Below are 19800 nucleotides of genomic sequence, written 5' to 3' on the forward strand. Positions count from 1 at the left end.
CGGTGACGTAAACGTAACGGGAACAGTTAAGAGAGCAGCCTGAGGGCTGCTTAATTGTTTCTGGATGTTGTGATTTGTATGGTTTGCGAGGCCGTCATCGCGAGCGAGCTCGCTCGCGATTGGCCAAGACGCGGTATGGCGTCGGTGTCAGTAAGCGGTTTTACCCGTATGGTTATTCAGCGAAATGACCTTGGTCTTGCCAATGCGGTGACGGTAGATCTCGCGCAGGTACTTGATCGCTTTCTTCACGCAGTCCCGGGACAGGCGAATGTCGTTGATCGAGACAAACTTCTCCTTGTCGTTGATCAGTTCGCGATACTTTTTCTCGTACATCGGCTTGATCGCATACCAGTTGGTGTCGAGGATCTTGGCCGGGTTTTCGAACTCGTTGAGCAGGTCGTCAATCAGGTCCTCGTCGAACTGTTCATTAATGATGAAGTCCAGGATCGAGTTGTCGAGGGTGTCATCGAAGCGGTACGGAGTTTTCGCAAAGCAACGCTTGATGAACGCCACGATCAGCGTCAGGAAGTCGTCCGACAGACATGGGCTTTTGGCGATCAGCGTGGTCAGGGACAGGTTGGCCGAGGCGCCGATCACCAGTGCATAGCGCTTGAGCGTGGTGTTGGGGAACAGGCTGTTGAGGTGGGTCTTGAGCCGGTTCAGATCCATGTAGGACAGTTTGTAGTCCTTCGGCAGGGAGACGATCGACACCACCGACGAGCAGTTCTTGAAGAAGTGCAGGTCGTGCAATGCGGCCGCGTCATACCCCGAATTCTTGTACTGCTCCAGCGACGCCCGATAACGCTTGGACTCGATGGGCAGCAGGCTGATGCCTTCGATGGCCTGGGTGACCTTGTTGAAGTGCGGCAGGTCGATGGAGCGGAAGAACAGGTCGTCGATGTTCAGGCGCTGAGGCTCTTTCTCGAACACCTTGAACTTGTCGCTGGTCGGCGGCGGGGTTTCCGGTACGACGGATTCGGCGTAGGCAATGGCCACCGGGCCGGCCAGACTCATGAACAGGTCGTTGGCATCGAGACGAATGGTCTCGCCGATGTCGATGCCCGCGCGACGGAAATAGTTCTGGTCGTAGTCGGTGGTGACCGCTTGCGCCGTCAGAATGTTGAAGATCTGCTGCGAGATGTATTGGTTGGCATGCTTTTCCATGGCATTGACATCAATGTTCTGGATGTTGCCGTCGTCGCTCTCTTCGGCGTAACGCATGATGTCGTTGGAGATCAGCATCATGGCGTTCCATGGGCGGATACGGCCCATGACGCTCGCTTCGCTGCTGTCTTCATTGGCGAAGTTGTAGGAGAAGTCCCACTCTTCCGACAGGTATTTGCACAACAGGCGACCGGCGTTGATATGCAACGCTTCGGACATTTCGCTGCGGTGATCGGAAATGTTCGGCAGCACGCAGATGCCGCTGGTGAAGATCGGCTCGAAGACGAAGGAATGACCACTCTTGCCGTCATGCTCGTCCATCGGCTTGGTGTCGAACGTCTTGTTCATGTACGAGTGCTGTTGGGCCAGGCCGAACTCCGAAGCCATGCCTGAACCGGTACCGCCACCGGCACTGAAGATCGAGAAGTAAAGACGCGACTGGTTGGCCTTGATGCCGCAGCTGTCGATCAGGTACGAGTGAATCATTTTCCAGTCAGGGCTGGAGAAACGCTGGGTGTCCTTGTTAAGGATGATCTTGGCCAGGTACTGACCCAGGATCGGCGCGTTACCGGCACCTCCGGCGTGGACTTCCGACAAGTCCATGATTTTCATCTTGCTGTAGTCGCGCAGGAATCCGCTCTTTTCGCCCTTGCGCGAGAAGCGAATACGGCCGGCGATGTCTTTGTCCAGGTCTCCGAGCATGACCAGCGGCTCTACCAGGAACACCGGTTTGGTGGCCTTGTTCGGCCCCAGGCGCAGATTGTTGCGAATCCACTGTGCCGGGCTGTAGCCCTTTTCGGCAAAGCGTTTGTCCGGCGACAAACGATCTTCGTTATTGAATTCGTTGAGGTAGAACTTGCGGGCGTTGTACACCAGCTCCGCGACGTCCAGGGCGATGTTCGAGCCGCAACGACCCAGGCCGATCAGGCACACCGACGGGAATTCCTGATCATTGTGCTGTTCGTTGTCGCCTTCCAGATGCGGTGGGCGCGGGAACACCATGTCGCGCAGTCCATCGAGGTTATCGAGGATGCGGTCGGTATTGGTTTCCGTGAAGTACAGGTATTGCTGAGTCCCCAGCGGGCGTGACGGCAGCAGAGGCTTTGACGGAGCAAGGGCAGGCGCGTTCGCTGCGGGGCTCAAGGTCAGGTCGGATACCGCAGTGGCCGGATTGTTTTTAGAAGTCATTGTTCGCCATGTACCTGGGCTGGATGGTCGGGCGACTCACTGTCGTCGACTGTCACGGAATGAGAACTCGCGTCTTTTTTCAGCGCGTATTGGGTCCAAGCGTCAGTGGCCGTGGCCTGAACGTCGCTCGGGAGAATCCTTTCCTAAGTCATGATGAATCGGCCACTATTCAGCGATCTTTAATCAAAAGGAGGCCAAATGATGTCAACGCTACCTTCGTTGGGGTTCGCCGGTATAGGTTTGATGGGGTTGCCGATGTGCCGGCGCCTGCTCGCGGCGGGTTATCCGCTGACGGTGTGGAACCGTCATCCGGCCAAGTGCGCATCACTGGTCGAAGCCGGCGCTCGCCAGGTCGCGACGCCTGCCGAGCTGTGCCGGCACGCCGATGTGGTGATGCTGTGCCTGGCTGACACTTCGGTGGTACGTGAGGTGGTTTTTGGTGTGGCAGGGGTTGTCGAGGGCGCGAAAAAGGGCCAGTTGCTGGTGGATTTTTCCAGCCTGGAGCCTACCGCAACGCGGGAAATGGCTTCGGCGCTTGTCAGTAAAACCGGTATGGGCTGGCTGGATGCGCCGGTATCCGGCGGCGTGGTCGGCGCCGAGGCCGGCAGTCTGGCGATCATGGTCGGTGGCGATGCGGCAAACCTTGAGCGGGTCAAGCCTGTTTTATTGAGCCTGGGTCAGCGAGTGACGCACATGGGCGCAGTCGGCGCGGGGCAGGTGACCAAGGCCTGCAACCAGATGATCGTGGCCTGCAACGCCCTGGTGATTGCCGAAGTGGTGGCGTTGGCCGAGCGCTCCGGTGTCGATGCGAGTCTGATCGCCGAGGCGCTGGCCGGTGGCTTTGCCGATTCGAAACCCTTGCAGATCCTCGGCCCGCAAATGGCTGACAGCCGTTTCGAACCGGTCAAATGGCACGTGCGAACCCTGCTCAAGGATCTGGATACAGCGGTGAAGTTTTCCCGCGAGCAAGGCTCGGCAACTCCGATCAGTGGCCTGGCAGCGCAGTTGATGCGATTGCATGGCAGTCAGGGTTTCCTGGAAAAAGATCCCGCTACATTAGTGCAGTTGTACCGTGAACCAGGCTCAGGGGCGTAACGCTGAAGGTGTGCCTGCGCTGGTTGATTTCATCCAGCACCGGACGTAAGCCAGCCAGTGGTATCGGGCGGCTGAGCAGGTAGCCCTGGACGTAGTCGCAGCCGTGGTGTTCGAGAAGCTGGTACTGCTCGAAAGTCTCGACGCCCTCAGTGACCACTTCCAGGTGCAGGGTGTGGGCCATCACGATAATGGCCTGGACGATTTCCATGTCCTGGGCGGACTTGGGGATGTCGACAATGAACGAGCGATCGATCTTCAATGTGTTGAGTGGCAAGCGCTTGAGGTACGCGAGGGACGAGTAGCCGGTGCCAAAGTCATCGATCGACAGCGACACGCCCAGGGCGCGAATCTGCTGCAGCAACACCAGCGTATCGGCGATTTTGCCCATCAGGGCATGCTCGGTCACCTCCAGCTCCAGCCGTTGCGGTGCGACCCCGGCACTGCGTAGCGCCTGCTCGATTTCACTGGGCAACTCTTCGCGCACGAGGGTCAGGGGTGAGCAATTCACGGCGATCTTCAGGCTTTCGCGGCCCTGGCGCGATAGCTCGCCGAGGTCCTCGCAGGCCTTGCGCAACACCCACTTGTCGAGTTCGGTGATCAGGCCATTGGCCTCGGCGATGGGAATGAAGCGGTCCGGTGCGAGAAATCCGTGGATCGGATGCTGCCAGCGAATCAACGCTTCAAGCTTGCTGACTTGCCCGGTCTTCAGGTCATAGATGGGTTGGTAATAGAGCATCAGGCCAGCATCTTCTCGCAAGGCATGGCGCAGCTCTTCTTCCAGTTGCAGCTCCAGCGTGGCCCGGGCCTTGAGATTGGCGCTGAAAAAATTCAAGCCGTTACGCCCGCTACCCTTGGACTGATACAGCGCCAGGTCGGCATTCTTCAGCAGCTCCTCGCAAGTCTTGCCGTCCTCCGGGAACACGCTGATGCCGATGCTGGTGGTCATCACCATGCGCCGTCCGGCCAGTTCGATGGGGTCTTTCATTTTCTGCATGATGCGCTGGGCCATTTGCCGGGCCTCGTCGCGATCGTGCAGATCGATGAGGATGCAGAACTCGTCGCCACCGAAGCGCGCAACCACATCTTCGTGGCTGCGCACGGAGGCCTTGATGTGGCTGGCCAATACCTTGAGCAGTTCGTCTCCAGCGTCATGGCCAAGGCTGTCGTTGATCCTCTTGAAATGGTCGATGTCGAGGAACAGGACCGCGAGCATGCCGCCTTCGTGGGTTTTCTCGATGAGCTTCTCGGCGAAGATCTGGTTGAAGCCGCGTCGGTTGATCAGGCTGGTCAAGGCATCGTAATGCGCGACCTGTTGCAGGGATACTCGAGCCTGGTCGAGTTGGCTGAGCAACGAGTTCACCCGTTGCAAATCGTGATCCTTGATTTGCAGTTTCTTGTCCGCCAGGGCTGCGCTGATGCAGCTGCCAATGATGAGCAGCGTCATGATCGCGACAGTCACCCCCAGCTGCAGGTGGTTGTGTTCCCCCGGCTGCGGCAAGGGGGTGCCGCTTGGCAGCGCCAGATTGAAGGCCGCCATTCCCGTGAAGTGCATGCTGATGATGCCGGCCCCGAGCACCAGGCTCGCGCTGTACTTGAGCAACTGATGAAACATCCCGGTGCCGTTGCGCAAATGGCGAGCCAGTAACAGTGCCGCCAGACTGGCGCCTATCGCGACCAGTATGGATAGCGCGAACAACACTGGCTGGTAGTAGACCATCGCCTGCGACTTCATGGCACCCATGCCCACGTAATGCATGGTCGAGATGCCCATGCCGATCCAGACCGATGCCTTAAGGCATCGCCAAAAGCTCAGGGCGGGACGGCTGAGGGTGTACATCACCAGCCAGGAGGTGAGCAGGGCGATCAACAGGGACAACAAAGTAACGGGCAGTTGGAAATGAACATCCACCGGCACTTTGAACGCGAGCATGCCAATGAAATGCATGGCCCAGATACCGCCCGCCAGGCATCCGGCACCGACCCAGCGCCAAAGGCGTTGGGAGGAAGGGTTATCTGCATGGGCAACCCGCTCGGCCATGTCCAGTGTGGCAAAACTGCCAGCACAGGCGACCAGATAGGCCAGTAACACCAGAAATGGGTCGTGCATGCAATTGAGTATGACTTGCCCGCTTTCCGATAGCTCGGTAATGAAATGCAAACCAAGCCACTCCATAGCATGCCCCATCAAGATCATCCCGGCCCGCGCAATCGGCGCTGGCGAATGCATTGGAGTATAGAAGCCATGTACGAAGCGCAAGCCGTAGTGGCTAATTGAACCCAACCTTTTTGGAATTAGGTTTAGAGCGTTTGGAAATAAATTGTTGCATGGGCTGCGCCCGTCCCCATGGTTGGGTATCAGTCTTGCGAATAATGACAGACAGCATTTGAGGGGCTGACTAGATTGCAAACTCCGGGCTCGGATGCGCTGGCAGTGAAGCCCCATAACAATAAAAGAGATGGACCCATGCAGAACTCGACCCAAGCGGCGAATGCCTGGCGCATTCTGTTCCTGCTGTTCCTGGCCAACCTGTTCAACTTTTTCGACCGCACCATCCCGGCCATCATCATTGAGCCGATCCGCATGGAATGGCACCTCAGCGACTTTCAACTGGGGATCATCGGCACCGCCTTCACCCTCGTCTACGCCATCGCCGGCCTGCCATTGGGGCGGATGGCCGATACCGGTTCGCGCAGCAAGTTGATGGGCTGGGGGCTGGCCGTGTGGAGCGGGTTGACCGCAATCAACGGCATGGTGGGCAGTTTCTGGAGTTTCCTGGTCGTGCGCATGGGCATCGGCATCGGGGAGGCCAGTTACGCGCCCGCCGCCAACTCGTTGATCGGCGATTTGTTTCCGGCTCACCGGCGGGCGCGGGCCATGGGTATCTTCATGCTTGGCCTGCCTTTGGGGCTGTTGCTGGCGTTCTTCACCATCGGTGCGATGGTCAAGGCATTCGACAGCTGGCGCGCACCGTTCTTCATCGCTGCCGTGCCGGGACTGATCCTGGCGGTCTTCATGTTCTTCATCAAAGAACCGAAACGGGGCGCTGCCGAGAGCGTACAGGTCTCGCAGGAGCGCGTAGACCGGCCAATTCGCCGGGTGTTGGCGGTGCCGACTTTCCTGTGGCTGGTGTTGGCCGGTCTCTGCTTCAACTTCGCGACCTATGCCTGCAACTCGTTTCTGGTGCCGATGCTGCAGCGTTACTTCCTGATGCCGTTGCAGGAGGCGGCGGTGGCGACCGGTGTGATTGTCGGTGTGACCGGGTTGGTCGGCCTGACGCTGGGTGGCTGGGTCGCGGACAAGATTCATCAGCGCGTCGCCAACGGGCGTCTGCTGTTTGCCGCGGTGAGCCTGATTATCTCGACCCTGTGCACGGCCTGGGCGCTGCATGCGGGGCGAATCGAGATTGGCGTATTCGTGGCGGTGTTCAGTCTGGGCTGGTTGTTTGCCTATAATTTTTACACCTGCGTGTACACGGCGATTCAGGACGTGGTCGAACCGCGCCTGAGGGCGACAGCCATGGCGCTGTTTTTTGCCGGGTTGTACCTGCTGGGCGGTGGACTGGGTCCGGTGGTGGTGGGCGCGTTGTCTGATCACTTCGCCCATACAGCGATGCTTGCCGCCGGTGCCGAACAGATGACCGAGGCGTTCAAGGCCGTCGGCCTGCATGATGCGATGTACCTGATCCCGGTGGCGCTGTTTTTCACCATGGTGTTTCTGTTCCTGGCTTCGCGGTGTTTTGTGCGCGATGCCAAGCGGATGAAGGAGGGGTTGATTGCTGTGGTTGAGCCAGACGGAGTTGCAGCGACTGCATAATCGCTTTCGCGAGCAAGCTCTCTCCCATAGGTTTGGGGTATTTACAGATTCTGTGCACGACTCGAACACCGTAGGAGCGGGCTTGCTCGCGAAGAGGCCATCAGCAGCACCCGATTAAATTCAGGTAACAAAAAAAGGCCCGCATCGCTGCGGGCCTTTTCATTTATAGCGGTGGAGCAGGGGATTTAACCCGCCACCAACACCCGGATCGCTTCCAGTCGTAGCGCGGCCTTGTCGAGCATGGCCAGGCCTTGCTCGCGTTGTTTGCGCAGGGCAACCAGTTCGCTGTCACGTACGGTCGGGTTGACCGCTTGCAAGGCGGTCAGGCGAGCCAGTTCTTCATCGGTATCGGCTGCCAGACGACGTTGCGCCTCGGCCACACGCTCGGCGTGACGCGGGTAGATCTTGTCTTCGCCAGCATTGATCCGTGGCGTCAGCTGATCGCGCTGGGCCTGGATGAATTTGTTGGCGCTGGCGCGCGGTACGCTTTCCAGCTGATCGTTCAAGGTCTCGAACGATACCCGGGCCGACAGGTCGTTACCGTTCGGGTCGAGCAGGCAGCGCAGGGCGGCCGGTGGCAGGTAGCGGCCCAGTTGCAGCGAACGCGGGGCAACCACTTCGCTGACATAGAGCAATTCGAGCAACACCGTGCCGGGTTTCAATGCCTTGTTCTTGATCAGTGCCACGGCGGTGTTACCCATGGAGCCGGACAGCACCAAATCCATACCGCCCTGAACCATCGGGTGTTCCCAGGTGATGAACTGCATGTCCTCGCGGGACAGCGCCTGGTTGCGGTCGTAGGTGATGGTCACGCCTTCGTCGTCGCCCAGCGGGAAGCTGGCGTCGAGCATTTTCTCGCTCGGCTTGAGGATCAGGGCGTTTTCCGAATGGTCTTCGCTGTCGATGCCAAATGCATCGAACAGGGTTTCCATGTAGATCGGCAGGGTGAACTGATCGTCTTGCTCGAGGATGGCTTCGACCAGTGCATCGCCTTCGCCAGCGCCACCGGAATTGAGTTCCAGCAAACGGTCGCGGCCGGTGTGCAACTCGGCTTCCAGGCGCTCGCGCTCGGTGCGGGCTTCGTTGATCAGCGCTTGCCATTCAGCGTCGTCGGCTTCTTCCAGCAGCGGCAGCAGACGCGGGCCGAATTGATGCTGCAGGGCGTTGCCGGTCGGGCAAGTATTGAGGAACGCGTTCAGCGCTTCGTGGTACCACTGGAACAGGCGCTCTTGCGGGCTGGTTTCCAGGTATGGCACATGCAATTCGATGACGTGCTTCTGACCGATCCGGTCCAGGCGACCGATACGTTGTTCAAGCAGGTCCGGGTGCGACGGCAGATCGAACAGCACCAGGTGATGGGAGAACTGGAAGTTGCGGCCTTCGCTGCCGATTTCCGAGCAGATCAGCACTTGCGCGCCAAATTCCTCGTCGGCGAAGTAAGCGGCGGCACGGTCACGTTCGAGGATGTTCATGCCCTCGTGGAACACCGTGGCCGGAATGCCCGAGCGCACGCGCAGGGCGTCTTCCAGGTCCATGGCGGTTTCAGCGTGGGCGCAGATCACCAGCACCTTGGTGCGCTTGAGCATCTTCAGGGTGTCGATCAGCCACTCGACGCGCGGGTCGAATTTCCACCAGCGCTCTTCTTCGTTGGCGTCCGGCTGCGCCTGGAAGCTGACTTCCGGGTAGAGCTCGGCGTGATCGCCCAATGGCAGCTCGAGGTATTCGTCCGGGCACGGCAGCGGGTACGGATGCAGTTTGCGCTCCGGGAAACCCTGCACGGCCGCGCGGGTGTTACGGAACAGCACGCGGCCAGTGCCGTGACGGTCCAGCAGTTCGCGCACGAGACGGGCGCTGGCTTCGGTATCGCCATCGTTGACTGCGCTCAGCAGGGCTTCGCCTTCGTTACCGAGGAAGCCATGGATGGTCTTGTGCGCTTCAGGCGACAGACGCCCCTGGTCCAGCAGTTCCTGGACGGCCTCGGCCACCGGGCGATAGTTTTCGCTCTCGGCGCGGAAGGCGTGCAGATCATGGAAACGGTTTGGATCGAGCAGGCGCAGACGGGCGAAGTGGCTGTCCTGGCCCAGTTGTTCCGGGGTCGCGGTCAGCAGCAGCACGCCCGGGATGGTTTCGGCAAGTTGCTCGACCAGCGAGTACTCGGGGCTGACCTGATCTTCGTGCCACACCAGGTGATGCGCTTCGTCGACAACCAGCAAGTCCCAACCGGCTGCGAACAGCGCGTCCTGGGCTTTTTCATCTTCCACCAGCCATTCGAGTGCCACCAGCGCGAGCTGAGTGTCTTCGAACGGGTTGCCGGCATCGCTTTCGATGAAGCGTTCTTCGTCGAACAGCGCGACCTGCAGGTTGAAACGGCGACGCATTTCCACCAGCCACTGGTGCTGAAGGTTCTCCGGCACCAGGATCAGCACGCGATTGGCGCGCCCCGACAGCAATTGGCGATGGATCACCAGACCGGCTTCGATGGTCTTGCCCAGACCCACTTCGTCGGCCAGCAAAACCCGTGGAGCGATACGGTCGGCGACTTCACGGGCGATGTGCAGCTGGTGCGCGATCGGTTGCGCACGCACGCCACCCAGGCCCCAGAGCGCGGATTGCAATTGGCGGCTGGTGTGTTCCAGGGTGTGATAGCGCAGGGAGAACCAGGGAAGCGGGTCGATCTGCCCGGCGAACAGGCGGTCGCTGGCCAGGCGGAACTGGATGAAATTCGACAGTTGGGTTTCCGGCAGGGTGACCACTTCGTTCTGTGCGTTGAGGCCGTGATAGACCAGCAACCCATCGATGTCGTCGACTTCGCGAACGATCAGCTTCCAGCCTTCGAAGTGAGTGATGGTGTCACCCGGCGAGAACCGCACGCGGGTGAGGGGCGCATTCCGAAGCGCGTACTGGCGGGTGTCGCCAGTGGCCGGGTAGAGCACGGTCAACAAGCGGCCGTCCTGTGCCAGAACGGTGCCTAAACCCAGCTCGGCTTCGCTGTCACTGATCCAGCGTTGCCCCGGTTGATACTGCTGCGCCATGCTGCCTGACTCCCACCTTGAAAAAGCGGGCTATCTTAACGGAATGAGGGCTTGAGGGCCAAAAGACTCTCATAAAAACTCTGAGTCTTACGTTAGCCCACCCGCGTCAGGTGTGCGGGGAAGGGCACTCTTTCGTGCCAATCGGGTCACAGTTTGCGACCGATGGCTCAAGTCGCCCTCTGCGCGGCCGACAGCCTGCTCACAGGAGACTGATAAATATGCTGCCACCGATGCTCCCCTTGAGTGCCGTACCGATCACCTCACAGCATGACCCGATCCGTCCGCGCCCAGACATCGCGCCCGTGGTTCCTGCGCAGGAGAGCTCCAGCGACAGCACGATCGACCTGAAACATCGCGATTCTGACGAAGCTACCTTGCTGTTGCGTGAGGAGCAGCGTCGGCAGCAGGAACGCCAGCGCCGCCGTCGGGAAGCCGATGATGACCCCGAAGCGCACCTGGCGATTCCGGGCGATGAACTTAACGCCGATAACACCGTGCCGGTGGTGCCACTGATGGAGGATCAGCCCCGTCAAGGCTTGTGGGTAGATATCGAGATTTGAGTTGGCGGCTGGTCAGCGCCGTCGTCAGACCGCATTATTGGCAAAATCCTGCCAACCGATGCGGCAGCGCACCCTCAATTCAAGCGATGCACTTAACGCCATGAGCCAAGACGACAAGCTGATCGACCTCAACGCCGAACGCGCCAAGCGTATCCATGACCTTAATGACAAACGCCTGAATGAAGTGCGCCAGGCGTTCGAGCAAGCCATGCCTTTGGGCAAAGCCAAGAAAAAGCCAAAAAACAAACCGAAAAAGCGCTAAGCCCATAGCGCTAATTGATGTAGGTCAGTTTTTCCCCTCCTTTATCCCCGTTATCGGGCGACATTGACCCCGGTCAATATTTTCTCCTGCCTGTTTGGTTAACTTAATCCCATCGCAACAAGGCAACTGCAGGAGACGCGTCATGTTTTTCGACAACGTGGTGATCGCTGGAGTGCTGACCGTCAGCCTCATGTTTGTTTTTTTTGCAGGATTCGGATTGTTTATCTGGAAGGACTCGCACAAGCGGAAAAAACCGTAAGTCTTTCTCGATGTAATGGGCACGCAAGGCATTTTGGGCAACTTCGGTTGCCCTTTTTTTTGTCTGCGAAAAACTGACCGACAATGCAGGGCTCGCACACAGGAGGATTGCTGTTTCTGCAGAATTGCAGCAATAAAAAAGGCGCGGTCCTTGCGGAGCGCGCCTTTTCCGTTTGGCTGCGTATCAGCTGCCGAGTGCCTTCGAGGCCAGCCAGAACAGACCGGCCGACAGGCCCACCGTGGCTGGCAGGGTCAGGACCCAGGCCAGCAGGATGTTTCTGACGGTGCCGCCTTGCAGTCCGCTTTTGTTGGCGACCATGGTACCGGCCACACCCGAGGAAAGGACGTGAGTCGTGGACACCGGCAGGCTGAAGATGTTGGCCATGCCGATCAGGCTCGCGGTGGTGATCTGTGCCGACATGCCCTGGGAATAGGTCATGCCCTGCTTGCCGATCTTCTCGCCGATGGTCAGTACCACGCGTTTCCAGCCGACCATGGTGCCTAGGCCGAGGGCCAGTGCGACCGCCAGAATCACCCAGAACGGGGCGTATTCGGTGGTGGTGGTCAGGTCTTTGCGCAGCTTGTCCAGGTCAGCTTTTTCTCGTGCTGCCAGGCCAGGCAACTTGCTGACTTTCTTCGCCGTGTCGTCCAGGCAGAGCAAGTAGCGACGAACTTCGATGCGGTGTTCCGACGTCAGCGAGTGGTAGTCGGCTACGCCCTTGAGCGTGCCGAGCAGGGCGGTAATGGTCGGTTCGGTCTGTTGCGGGTTGCAACGGAATTTCTCCGGAAGATCGCCTTCCACGCTCTTGCCCAGGGCCAGGAACTCACCCAGGGTCTCGTGATTGCGCTGGTAGAACTGGCTCAGGTGCAGGGTCGCGTCGCGGGTGCGCTCGATCTGGTAAGTGGTGCTGTTCAGGTCAAGCACGAACTGCGCCGGCACGATACCGATCAATACCAGCATGATCAGGCCAATACCTTTCTGGCCATCGTTGGAACCGTGCACGAAACTCACGGCCATTGCCGAAATCACCAGCACCAGGCGGTTCCAGAACGGCGGGTGTTTCTTGTCGTCGATCTTGCGGCGCTCTTCCGGTGTCTTGTGCATCTTCGACAGCGGACGCCACCATTTGAGACCGATCAGGATCAATGCGGCAATCAGGAAACCCGCCATCGGCGAGAACACCAGCGATGCGCCGATATCAATCGCTTTCTGCCAGTTCACCCCGTCGGCCAACGGAATGTCGTTGATCAGGGCGTTGGCCAGACCGACGCCGAGGATCGAGCCGATCAGGGTGTGGGAGCTGGAGGCGGGGATACCGAAATACCAGGTGCCCAGGTTCCAGGCGATGGCGGCGGCGAGCAACGAGAACACCATTGCCAGGCCGTGGCCGGTATTCACATTGATCAGCAGCTCCACCGGCAGCAGGTGAACGATGGCATACGCCACGCCAACGCCGCCCAGCAATACGCCGAGGAAATTGAACACACCGGAAAAAAACACGGCCAGATGGGGCGGCATTGCTTTGGTGTAGATAACAGTGGCGACCGCGTTAGCGGTGTCATGAAATCCATTGATGAACTCGAAGGCGAGGACAAAAGCCAGGGCGAGCAAGAGGCTCACAAGCACCCAAGCATCCAGTCCGCTGAATAAATCGATCATGAAGGTTTTCTGACCCGGTCATAAGGGGGCGCGATTATGCCAGAAAAGACTGTGAATCGATGCACTTGCTGCTCATCGGTAACATTCTTCAACGAATTATTTTGTATCCATACCCGAAGCGTCAGCGAATTTTCGGGTTTCACAAGTCGTTGAATTTATTTGGAAAGCCTTGCGCCACAAGGGTTTCCCTCACCGGCAGGCGGAGCTGGGTACTTGTGTGAAAATTCTGAAATGAGGGTCAGATATGAGCCTTTTACCTCGTCCGATGGACAAGATAGCTTCAGCCCGCTCGTGGCGGGCGTAAAAGGCAACATCAGTACATCCCGCTTTTAACGGGGGCAAATGCAGACCCTTGAAAGGATTCAGGCCGAAGCAGTCATGGCTCTTCGGCTTTGAGTTCCTTTTCCATTTTCTGCAATTCCTGAATGAAAGCCTGATCCTGAACGGTGGCGCGTTTACGCCAGGGTTTGCGTTCCGGCTCGGGTTGGGCGGCGTAGGTGGTGACTTCCCCGCCGTAAACTTCCTTGTAACGTTGTTCCTGGCGCTCAAGTTCCGCGCGCAGTTCGTCTTTCGTCACAGTGCTACCTGATTGAGTTGAGATGAATTCTGGTGAATCGCGCTGCGTTCAATGTATTGACCACACTCGTCGAACCAGCGAGGCTCGAAAACCATCGTTTTCGGTTGTGTGATCGATACTTCCGTTTTGCAGGCGGCTACGGCACCAGAGATAAACAGCTGACGTAGCATCAGTATCCTATTTCGGCGAGCGTGATGGCGAACCTTGTGCGGTCAGCGTCGGGCGCTTGCCGAGGGCAGCAGCGATGGAACATCGCGCCACCGGGTAGCGTGTTCGGCGAATAAAATGCCGCTTGGCTACTGTTTGTATTATAGCGAGCGAATCACAGAACACTATCGTCAACTCAGTAAAAGTAGATCTTGATGTGTGATTGTGTTGTTGCAGGCAACTTTTAGTGTGAACTAGATCGTTGGCGGGTATCACTTTGCAGCGATGCCTTTCTGGCGCCATTAAGCCGAACAAGTAAGGCAACTATAGCGAAGCCTGAAGTCCGCATTGGCGCCTGGGTAAAAGCTTATTAAAGGAAGACAGCACGACCCGGTCAGTGAGCGTACGGTTCACGGACTGCGTCAATTGCGATTATCGGTCGATGGTTCGATAATCGCCCAATGTTGGCGGTGCGGGCTTGTATAGCAGGTCGATAGCCGCTTGTAATAGTCGCTGATCCGTGTGGGAAAAGGACCTTAAATGAACGATCAAATGCGCAACTCCTTCGCTTCAGTGGCACCGCCGATCGTTGCCTCGCCAGCCAAGCGGATCCAGGCCCTGACCGGCGATCCGGATTTCATGACCTCCCTGGCACGTGGATTGGCCGTCGTGCAAGCATTCCAGGAGCGCAAGCGGCACCTGACCATCGCCCAGATCAGTCATCGCACGGAAATTCCCCGCGCCGCCGTGCGCCGTTGCCTGCACACGCTGATCAAACTCGGCTACGCCACCACCGACGGGCGCACCTATTCCCTGCTACCCAAAGTGCTGACCCTCGGGCACGCCTATGTCTCTTCCACGCCGCTGGCGGTCTCTGCCCAGCCGTATCTGGACCGCATGAGCGAGCAACTGCATGAGGCCTGCAACATGGCGACCCTGGAAGGTGATGACATTTTGTACATCGCCCGTTCGGCGACCACTCAGCGTCTGATTTCCGTTGATCTCTCGGTGGGCGGGCGCTTGCCGGCCTATTGCACGTCGATGGGCAGGATCCTGCTCGCTGCGCTGGACGACACGTCGCTGGGTGAATATCTCGACCACGCCGACCTGCAAGCCAAGACCAGTCGAACCATCCACACCCCCGAAGCACTGCTGGAGTGCCTGCAAGAAGTGCGGCAACAGGGCTGGTGCATCGTCGATCAGGAGCTGGAACAGGGGCTGCGCTCGATTGCCGTTCCAGTGTACGACGCGTCCGGCCAGGTCGTCGCGGCCCTGAACGTCAGCACCCACGCCGGGCGAGTCAGTCGCAACGAACTGGAGCAACGCTTCCTGCCCGGCCTGTTGAGTGCCAGCCGCGACCTCAGTTCCCAGCTGTTCACCTAAGCTGTTCGATAAACGCACAGAGTCGCGTTTGGCGAATTGACGCTCTTTCCTCAGGCTCATTAATGTCGCGGCAGCGTCACCCGGCGCTGTCGATGCCGAATCGGCGCCGGACGACGACCCCATAATAATGAGAAGAGGCTCCCCTATGCGCATGTTCCCCACCTGCTGGCGTTCCCGTTGTTTTTCTTGCCAGACCTGGATCGCCTGATCCCGACACCCCTTTCCCAGTAACAGCGTCAGCCGCGGCTGGCAGCTGTTCGACTGCGTTTTTTGCGTGGAATAAAAACAATGAACCAGCCTCAGTCTGCTGTAGGTCACTGCCTTGATGTGCAGTCCTTCATCAACGGTCAACCCATTTCGCGCTATCAGTGGCGCGTGGTGATCCTGTGTTTCCTGATTGTCTTCCTCGATGGCCTCGACACGGCCGCCATGGGGTTTATCGCGCCGGCCCTGTCCCAGGATTGGGGCATTGATCGGGCCAGCCTTGGCCCGGTGATGAGTGCGGCACTGATCGGCATGGTCTTCGGCGCACTGGGTTCCGGCCCCTTGGCTGACCGCTTCGGGCGAAAAGTCGTATTGGTGGGGGCGGTGCTGTTGTTCGGTGCGTTTAGCCTGGCCTCGGCCTACAGCACCAATGTCGACCAGTTGCTCGTGCTGCGTTTCCTGACCGGCCTGGGACTGGGGGCGGGTATGCCCAACGCCACGACGCTGCTGTCGGAATACACCCCGGAGCGCAAGAAATCCTTGCTGGTGACCAGCATGTTCTGCGGTTTCAACCTTGGCATGGCCGGGGGCGGATTCATCTCCGCCAAGTTGATACCGACGTTCGGCTGGCACAGCCTGTTGCTGATCGGTGGGATCCTGCCCTTGATCCTCGGTGTCGTGTTGCTGCTGTGGCTGCCGGAATCGGCGCGCTATCTCGTCGTGCGCAACCGTGGCACCGACAAAGTGCGCAAGGCGCTGGCGCCGATTGACCCGACAGTGGTAGCCCAGGCTTCCAGTTTCAGCGTGCCGGAACAGAAAACCGTGAAGGCGCGCAACGTGTTCGCGGTGATCTTTTCCGGCACCTACAGCGTCGGCACTTTGTTGTTGTGGCTGACCTACTTCATGGGCCTGGTGATTGTGTACCTGCTGACCAGTTGGTTGCCGACCCTGATGCGTGACAGCGGCGCGAGCATGGAACAGGCAGCCTTCATCGGAGCCCTGTTCCAGTTCGGCGGGGTGTTGAGCGCCGTGGGTGTGGGTTGGGCGATGGACCGGTTCAATCCGCACAAGGTCATCGGCACTTTCTACCTGTTGGCCGGCGTGTTTGCCTACGCGGTGGGGCAGAGCCTGGGCAACATCACGATATTGGCGACCCTGGTGCTGATCGCCGGGATGTGCGTCAACGGTGCGCAATCGGCAATGCCTTCGCTGGCTGCGCGGTTCTATCCGACCCAGGGGCGTGCCACCGGGGTGTCGTGGATGCTCGGCATTGGCCGCTTCGGCGCCATCCTTGGTGCGTGGATGGGCGCAACGTTGCTGGGCCTGGGCTGGAACTTCGAACAGGTGCTGACTGCGCTGGTGATTCCGGCGGCCCTTGCCACTACGGCGGTGGTGATCAAGGGCTTGGTCAGCCATGCGGATGCGACCTGATCGACGATCGGTAGTTAGACAACAATGTGTTCGATAAACGAACACTCAGTCGATTATCGGATTGTTTGGCGTTTTTCAGGGGCTTAATCTGCAGTCATTCCGGCGCTGCGCATCGGCGCCTTCTTCCACTGTCGGTTAATAACAAACGGGAGCCTGCCCCAATGGCTGAAATTCTTTCGCTGCACGACGCGGTGAAGCAATTCGTAAACGACGGCGATACGGTCGCGCTCGAAGGCTTCACTCACCTGATCCCGACGGCGGCGGGTCACGAAATCATTCGCCAGGGCAAGAAAGACCTGACCCTGGTGCGAATGACCCCTGACTTGATCTACGACCAGTTGATCGGTGCCGGTTGTGCCCGCAAGCTGATTTTCTCCTGGGGCGGCAACCCGGGTGTCGGTTCTCTGCACCGACTGCGCGACGCCGTCGAAAAACAGTGGCCGCATGCGCTGGAAATCGAAGAACACAGCCACGCCGACCTGGCCAATGCCTACGTCGCGGGGGCTTCCGGCCTGCCGTTTGCGGTACTGCGCGCCTACGCCGGTTCCGACTTGCCGAAGGTCAACCCGCTGATCAAATCCGTCACCTGCCCGTTCACTGGCGAAGTGCTGGCCGCCGTGCCTTCGGTGCGTCCGGACATCACCGTGATCCACGCGCAGAAAGCCGACCGCAAAGGCAACGTATTGCTGTGGGGCATCCTCGGCGTGCAGAAAGAGGCCGCCCTGGCCGCCAAGCGCTGCATCGTGACCGTTGAGGAAATCGTCGACGACCTCAACGCGCCGATGAACGCCTGTGTCCTGCCGACCTGGGCCTTGAGTGCGGTCTGCCACGTACCCGGCGGCGCGCATCCGTCCTACGCGCACGGCTACAACGAGCGCGATAACCGTTTCTACCAGGCCTGGGACCCGATTGCCCGCGACCGTGAAACCTTTACCGCCTGGATCAACGAGTACATCCATGGCAGCGCTGACTTCAGCGAGTTCCAGGCCAAACTGGCCGCCGCTTCGGAGGCTAAGTAATGACTTACACCACCAATGAAATGATGACCGTCGCCGCCGCTCGCCGTCTGAAGAACGGTTCGGTGTGTTTCGTCGGTATCGGCCTGCCATCGAAAGCGGCCAACCTGGCGCGCCTGACGTCCTCACCGGATGTCGTGCTGATCTACGAGTCGGGTCCGATCGGTGCCAAACCGAGCGTACTGCCACTGTCGATTGGTGACGGTGAACTGGCGGAAACCGCTGACACCGTGGTGCCGACCGGTGAGATTTTCCGCTATTGGCTCCAGGGCGGGCGCATTGACGTCGGTTTCCTCGGTGCCGCGCAGGTCGACCGTTTCGGCAACATCAACACCACCGTGGTCGGTGATTACCATGCGCCGAAAGTGCGTCTGCCGGGTGCCGGTGGCGCGCCGGAGATTGCTGGTTCGGCCAAAAGCGTACTGATCATCCTCAAGCAGTCGTCCCGTTCGTTCGTCGACAAGCTCGACTTCATCACCTCGGTCGGCCACGGCGAGGGCGGCGATTCGCGCAAGCGTCTGGGTCTGCCAGGCGCCGGTCCGGTCGGCATCATTACCGACCTGTGCATCATGGAGCCGGAGGCGGGTACCAACGAGTTCGTGGTGACCGCGCTGCATTCGGGCGTGACCCGTGAGCAAGTGGTTGCCGCCACCGGTTGGCCGATCCGTTTTGCCGATCACGTCGATATCACTGCCGAACCGACCGAGGTCGAACTGACGGCATTGCGTGACCTCGAAGCCCGCACTGCAGCGGCCCATGGCCAAGCCCCCGGAGAAGCGTGATGCGTGACGTTTATATCTGCGACGCGATTCGTACCCCCATCGGCCGTTTCGGCGGTGGTCTGTCGGGTGTTCGCGCCGACGACCTGGCCGCCGTGCCGATCAAGGCGCTGATGGCGCGTAACCCGTCGGTGGACTGGAATGCGGTGGACGAGGTGTTCCTCGGCTGCGCCAACCAGGCCGGTGAAGACAACCGCAACGTGGCGCGTATGGCGCTGCTGCTGGCGGGGCTCCCGGAAACCATTCCGGGCGTGACCCTCAATCGCCTTTGCGCTTCGGGTATGGATGCGATCGGCACCGCGTTCCGTGCCATTGCCAGTGGCGAAATGGAGCTGGCGATTGCCGGTGGCGTCGAATCGATGTCCCGCGCACCGTTCGTGATGGGCAAGGCCGATGCCGCTTTCTCGCGCAACATGAAGCTCGAAGACACCACCATCGGCTGGCGTTTCATCAACCCGTTGATGAAAGCCCAGTATGGTGTGGATGCGATGCCGCAGACCGCCGACAACGTGGCTGACGATTACAAAGTCTCCCGCGCCGATCAGGACGCCTTCGCCCTGCGCAGCCAGCAACGCACCGCCGTCGCCCAGGCTGCCGGCTTTTTCGCCGAAGAAATCGTCGAAGTGCGCATTGCCCACAAAAAGGGTGATACCGTGGTCAGCCAGGACGAGCATCCTCGCGCCGACACCACCCTCGAAGCCCTGACCAAACTCAAGCCGGTCAACGGTCCCGACAAAACCGTGACCGCTGGCAACGCTTCCGGCGTGAACGACGGTGCGGCGGCGCTGATCCTGGCCTCGGCTGAAGCGGTGAAAAAACACGGCCTGACCGCTCGCGCCAAAGTGCTGGGCATGGCCAGCGCCGGTGTTGCACCACGGGTGATGGGCATTGGCCCGGTGCCAGCGGTGCGCAAACTGACCGAGCGCCTGGGCGTGGCGGTGAGTGATTTCGACGTCATCGAACTCAACGAAGCCTTCGCCAGCCAGGGGTTGGCGGTGCTGCGCGAGTTGGGGATCGCGGACGACGCGCCGCAGGTCAACCCGAACGGTGGCGCCATTGCCTTGGGTCATCCATTGGGCATGAGCGGTGCGCGGCTGGTCTTGACTGCTTTGCACCAGCTGGAAAAAACCGGTGGCAAGAAAGGTCTGGCGACCATGTGCGTCGGCGTTGGCCAAGGGCTGGCGTTGGCAATCGAACGCGTCTGACACGCTTCGAAGACAAGAACAACAG

General features: G+C 59.5%; 15 protein-coding genes. 10 read left to right on the plus strand and 5 right to left on the minus strand.

Annotated features, from left to right (window positions below):
- Positions 1-147: 147 nt before the first annotated feature.
- On the minus strand, positions 148-2352 hold the full coding sequence (locus ACGJAX_RS12360) for a hypothetical protein (protein WP_090317167.1): 2205 nt from the start codon (positions 2350-2352) through the stop codon (positions 148-150).
- A 198-nt stretch (positions 2353-2550) separates the two neighbouring features.
- On the opposite strand from ACGJAX_RS12360, the gene ACGJAX_RS12365 reads away from it, so the two are divergent.
- Complete coding sequence (locus ACGJAX_RS12365) at positions 2551-3447, plus strand: NAD(P)-binding domain-containing protein (protein WP_390959131.1); 897 nt, start codon at positions 2551-2553, stop codon at positions 3445-3447.
- Here the strand turns inward: ACGJAX_RS12365 and ACGJAX_RS12370 are convergent.
- Positions 3404-5620: an EAL domain-containing protein gene (locus tag ACGJAX_RS12370; RefSeq protein WP_390959857.1), complete on the minus strand. Its 2217-nt coding sequence runs from the start codon at positions 5618-5620 to the stop codon at positions 3404-3406. The genes ACGJAX_RS12365 and ACGJAX_RS12370 overlap by 44 nt on opposite strands.
- A gap of 291 nt (positions 5621-5911) precedes the next feature.
- Between ACGJAX_RS12370 and ACGJAX_RS12375 the strand changes: the two genes are divergently transcribed.
- Entirely contained in the window at positions 5912-7261 is a 1350-nt protein-coding gene (locus tag ACGJAX_RS12375) for an MFS transporter (protein WP_390959133.1), read from the plus strand.
- Positions 7262-7446: 185 nt separating this feature from the next.
- Here the strand turns inward: ACGJAX_RS12375 and rapA are convergent, their stop codons facing one another.
- The gene (rapA, locus tag ACGJAX_RS12380) at positions 7447-10293 is read right to left on the minus strand and encodes an RNA polymerase-associated protein RapA (protein WP_390959135.1); all 2847 of its coding nucleotides are present in this window, start codon (positions 10291-10293) and stop codon (positions 7447-7449) included.
- Between the two features lie 218 nt (positions 10294-10511).
- Here rapA and ACGJAX_RS12385 point away from each other — a divergent pair, with 218 nt between their 5' ends.
- The 3 genes from ACGJAX_RS12385 (at position 10512) to ccoM (ending at position 11374) form a co-directional block, all read left to right on the plus strand.
- Complete coding sequence (locus ACGJAX_RS12385) at positions 10512-10853, plus strand: aspartate-semialdehyde dehydrogenase (protein ID WP_390959137.1); 342 nt, start codon at positions 10512-10514, stop codon at positions 10851-10853.
- A 100-nt stretch (positions 10854-10953) separates the two neighbouring features.
- On the plus strand, positions 10954-11115 hold the full coding sequence (locus ACGJAX_RS12390; RefSeq protein WP_007998358.1) for a hypothetical protein: 162 nt from the start codon (positions 10954-10956) through the stop codon (positions 11113-11115).
- 142 nt (positions 11116-11257) lie between these two features.
- Positions 11258-11374, plus strand: a complete 117-nt coding sequence (ccoM, locus tag ACGJAX_RS12395; RefSeq protein WP_046816669.1) for a cytochrome c oxidase subunit CcoM — start codon at positions 11258-11260, stop codon at positions 11372-11374.
- 183 nt (positions 11375-11557) lie between these two features.
- Here the strand turns inward: ccoM and ACGJAX_RS12400 are convergent, their stop codons facing one another.
- Positions 11558-13033 carry an inorganic phosphate transporter gene (locus ACGJAX_RS12400; RefSeq protein ID WP_090317175.1) on the minus strand — a complete coding sequence of 492 codons (1476 nt, stop codon included), beginning with the start codon at positions 13031-13033 and terminating at the stop codon, positions 11558-11560.
- Between the two features lie 376 nt (positions 13034-13409).
- Entirely contained in the window at positions 13410-13610 is a 201-nt protein-coding gene (locus ACGJAX_RS12405) for a hypothetical protein (RefSeq protein ID WP_090317178.1), read from the minus strand.
- A 687-nt stretch (positions 13611-14297) separates the two neighbouring features.
- Between ACGJAX_RS12405 and pcaR the strand changes: the two genes are divergently transcribed.
- The 5 genes from pcaR to pcaF all read left to right on the plus strand — a co-directional run bounded on the left by pcaR (position 14298) and on the right by pcaF (position 19775).
- Complete coding sequence (gene pcaR, locus ACGJAX_RS12410) at positions 14298-15140, plus strand: pca regulon transcriptional regulator PcaR (protein ID WP_090317180.1); 843 nt, start codon at positions 14298-14300, stop codon at positions 15138-15140.
- Between the two features lie 288 nt (positions 15141-15428).
- Positions 15429-16775 carry an aromatic acid/H+ symport family MFS transporter gene (locus ACGJAX_RS12415; RefSeq protein WP_390959140.1) on the plus strand — a complete coding sequence of 449 codons (1347 nt, stop codon included), beginning with the start codon at positions 15429-15431 and terminating at the stop codon, positions 16773-16775.
- Positions 16776-16936: 161 nt separating this feature from the next.
- On the plus strand, positions 16937-17794 hold the full coding sequence (locus ACGJAX_RS12420; RefSeq protein WP_247254820.1) for a CoA transferase subunit A: 858 nt from the start codon (positions 16937-16939) through the stop codon (positions 17792-17794).
- Positions 17794-18573, plus strand: a complete 780-nt coding sequence (locus tag ACGJAX_RS12425) for a CoA-transferase subunit beta (RefSeq protein WP_247254819.1) — start codon at positions 17794-17796, stop codon at positions 18571-18573. Before ACGJAX_RS12420 ends, ACGJAX_RS12425 begins: the two co-directional genes overlap by 1 nt.
- Positions 18570-19775, plus strand: coding sequence for a 3-oxoadipyl-CoA thiolase (gene pcaF, locus ACGJAX_RS12430; RefSeq protein ID WP_390959143.1), 1206 nt, complete (start codon positions 18570-18572; stop codon positions 19773-19775). Before ACGJAX_RS12425 ends, pcaF begins: the two co-directional genes overlap by 4 nt.
- The last annotated feature ends 25 nt before the right edge of the window (positions 19776-19800 follow it).

It is taken from the genome of Pseudomonas moorei (assembly GCF_042846945.1).
Classification (GTDB): domain Bacteria; phylum Pseudomonadota; class Gammaproteobacteria; order Pseudomonadales; family Pseudomonadaceae; genus Aquipseudomonas; species Aquipseudomonas moorei.

Bases quoted from the DNA above. Each gene is read 5' to 3' on its own strand.
- ACGJAX_RS12360 (WP_090317167.1), bottom strand. From the start codon at position 2,352: ATGACTTCTAAAAACAATCCGGCCACTGCGGTATCCGACCTGACCTTG.
- ACGJAX_RS12365 (WP_390959131.1), top strand. From the start codon at position 2,551: ATGATGTCAACGCTACCTTCGTTGGGGTTCGCCGGTATAGGTTTGATG.
- ACGJAX_RS12370 (WP_390959857.1), bottom strand. From the start codon at position 5,620: ATGGAGTGGCTTGGTTTGCATTTCATTACCGAGCTATCGGAAAGCGGG.
- ACGJAX_RS12375 (WP_390959133.1), top strand. From the start codon at position 5,912: ATGCAGAACTCGACCCAAGCGGCGAATGCCTGGCGCATTCTGTTCCTG.
- rapA (WP_390959135.1), bottom strand. From the start codon at position 10,293: ATGGCGCAGCAGTATCAACCGGGGCAACGCTGGATCAGTGACAGCGAA.
- ACGJAX_RS12385 (WP_390959137.1), top strand. From the start codon at position 10,512: ATGCTGCCACCGATGCTCCCCTTGAGTGCCGTACCGATCACCTCACAG.
- ACGJAX_RS12390 (WP_007998358.1), top strand. From the start codon at position 10,954: ATGAGCCAAGACGACAAGCTGATCGACCTCAACGCCGAACGCGCCAAG.
- ccoM (WP_046816669.1), top strand. From the start codon at position 11,258: ATGTTTTTCGACAACGTGGTGATCGCTGGAGTGCTGACCGTCAGCCTC.
- ACGJAX_RS12400 (WP_090317175.1), bottom strand. From the start codon at position 13,033: ATGATCGATTTATTCAGCGGACTGGATGCTTGGGTGCTTGTGAGCCTC.
- pcaR (WP_090317180.1), top strand. From the start codon at position 14,298: ATGAACGATCAAATGCGCAACTCCTTCGCTTCAGTGGCACCGCCGATC.
- ACGJAX_RS12415 (WP_390959140.1), top strand. From the start codon at position 15,429: ATGAACCAGCCTCAGTCTGCTGTAGGTCACTGCCTTGATGTGCAGTCC.
- ACGJAX_RS12420 (WP_247254820.1), top strand. From the start codon at position 16,937: ATGGCTGAAATTCTTTCGCTGCACGACGCGGTGAAGCAATTCGTAAAC.
- ACGJAX_RS12425 (WP_247254819.1), top strand. From the start codon at position 17,794: ATGACTTACACCACCAATGAAATGATGACCGTCGCCGCCGCTCGCCGT.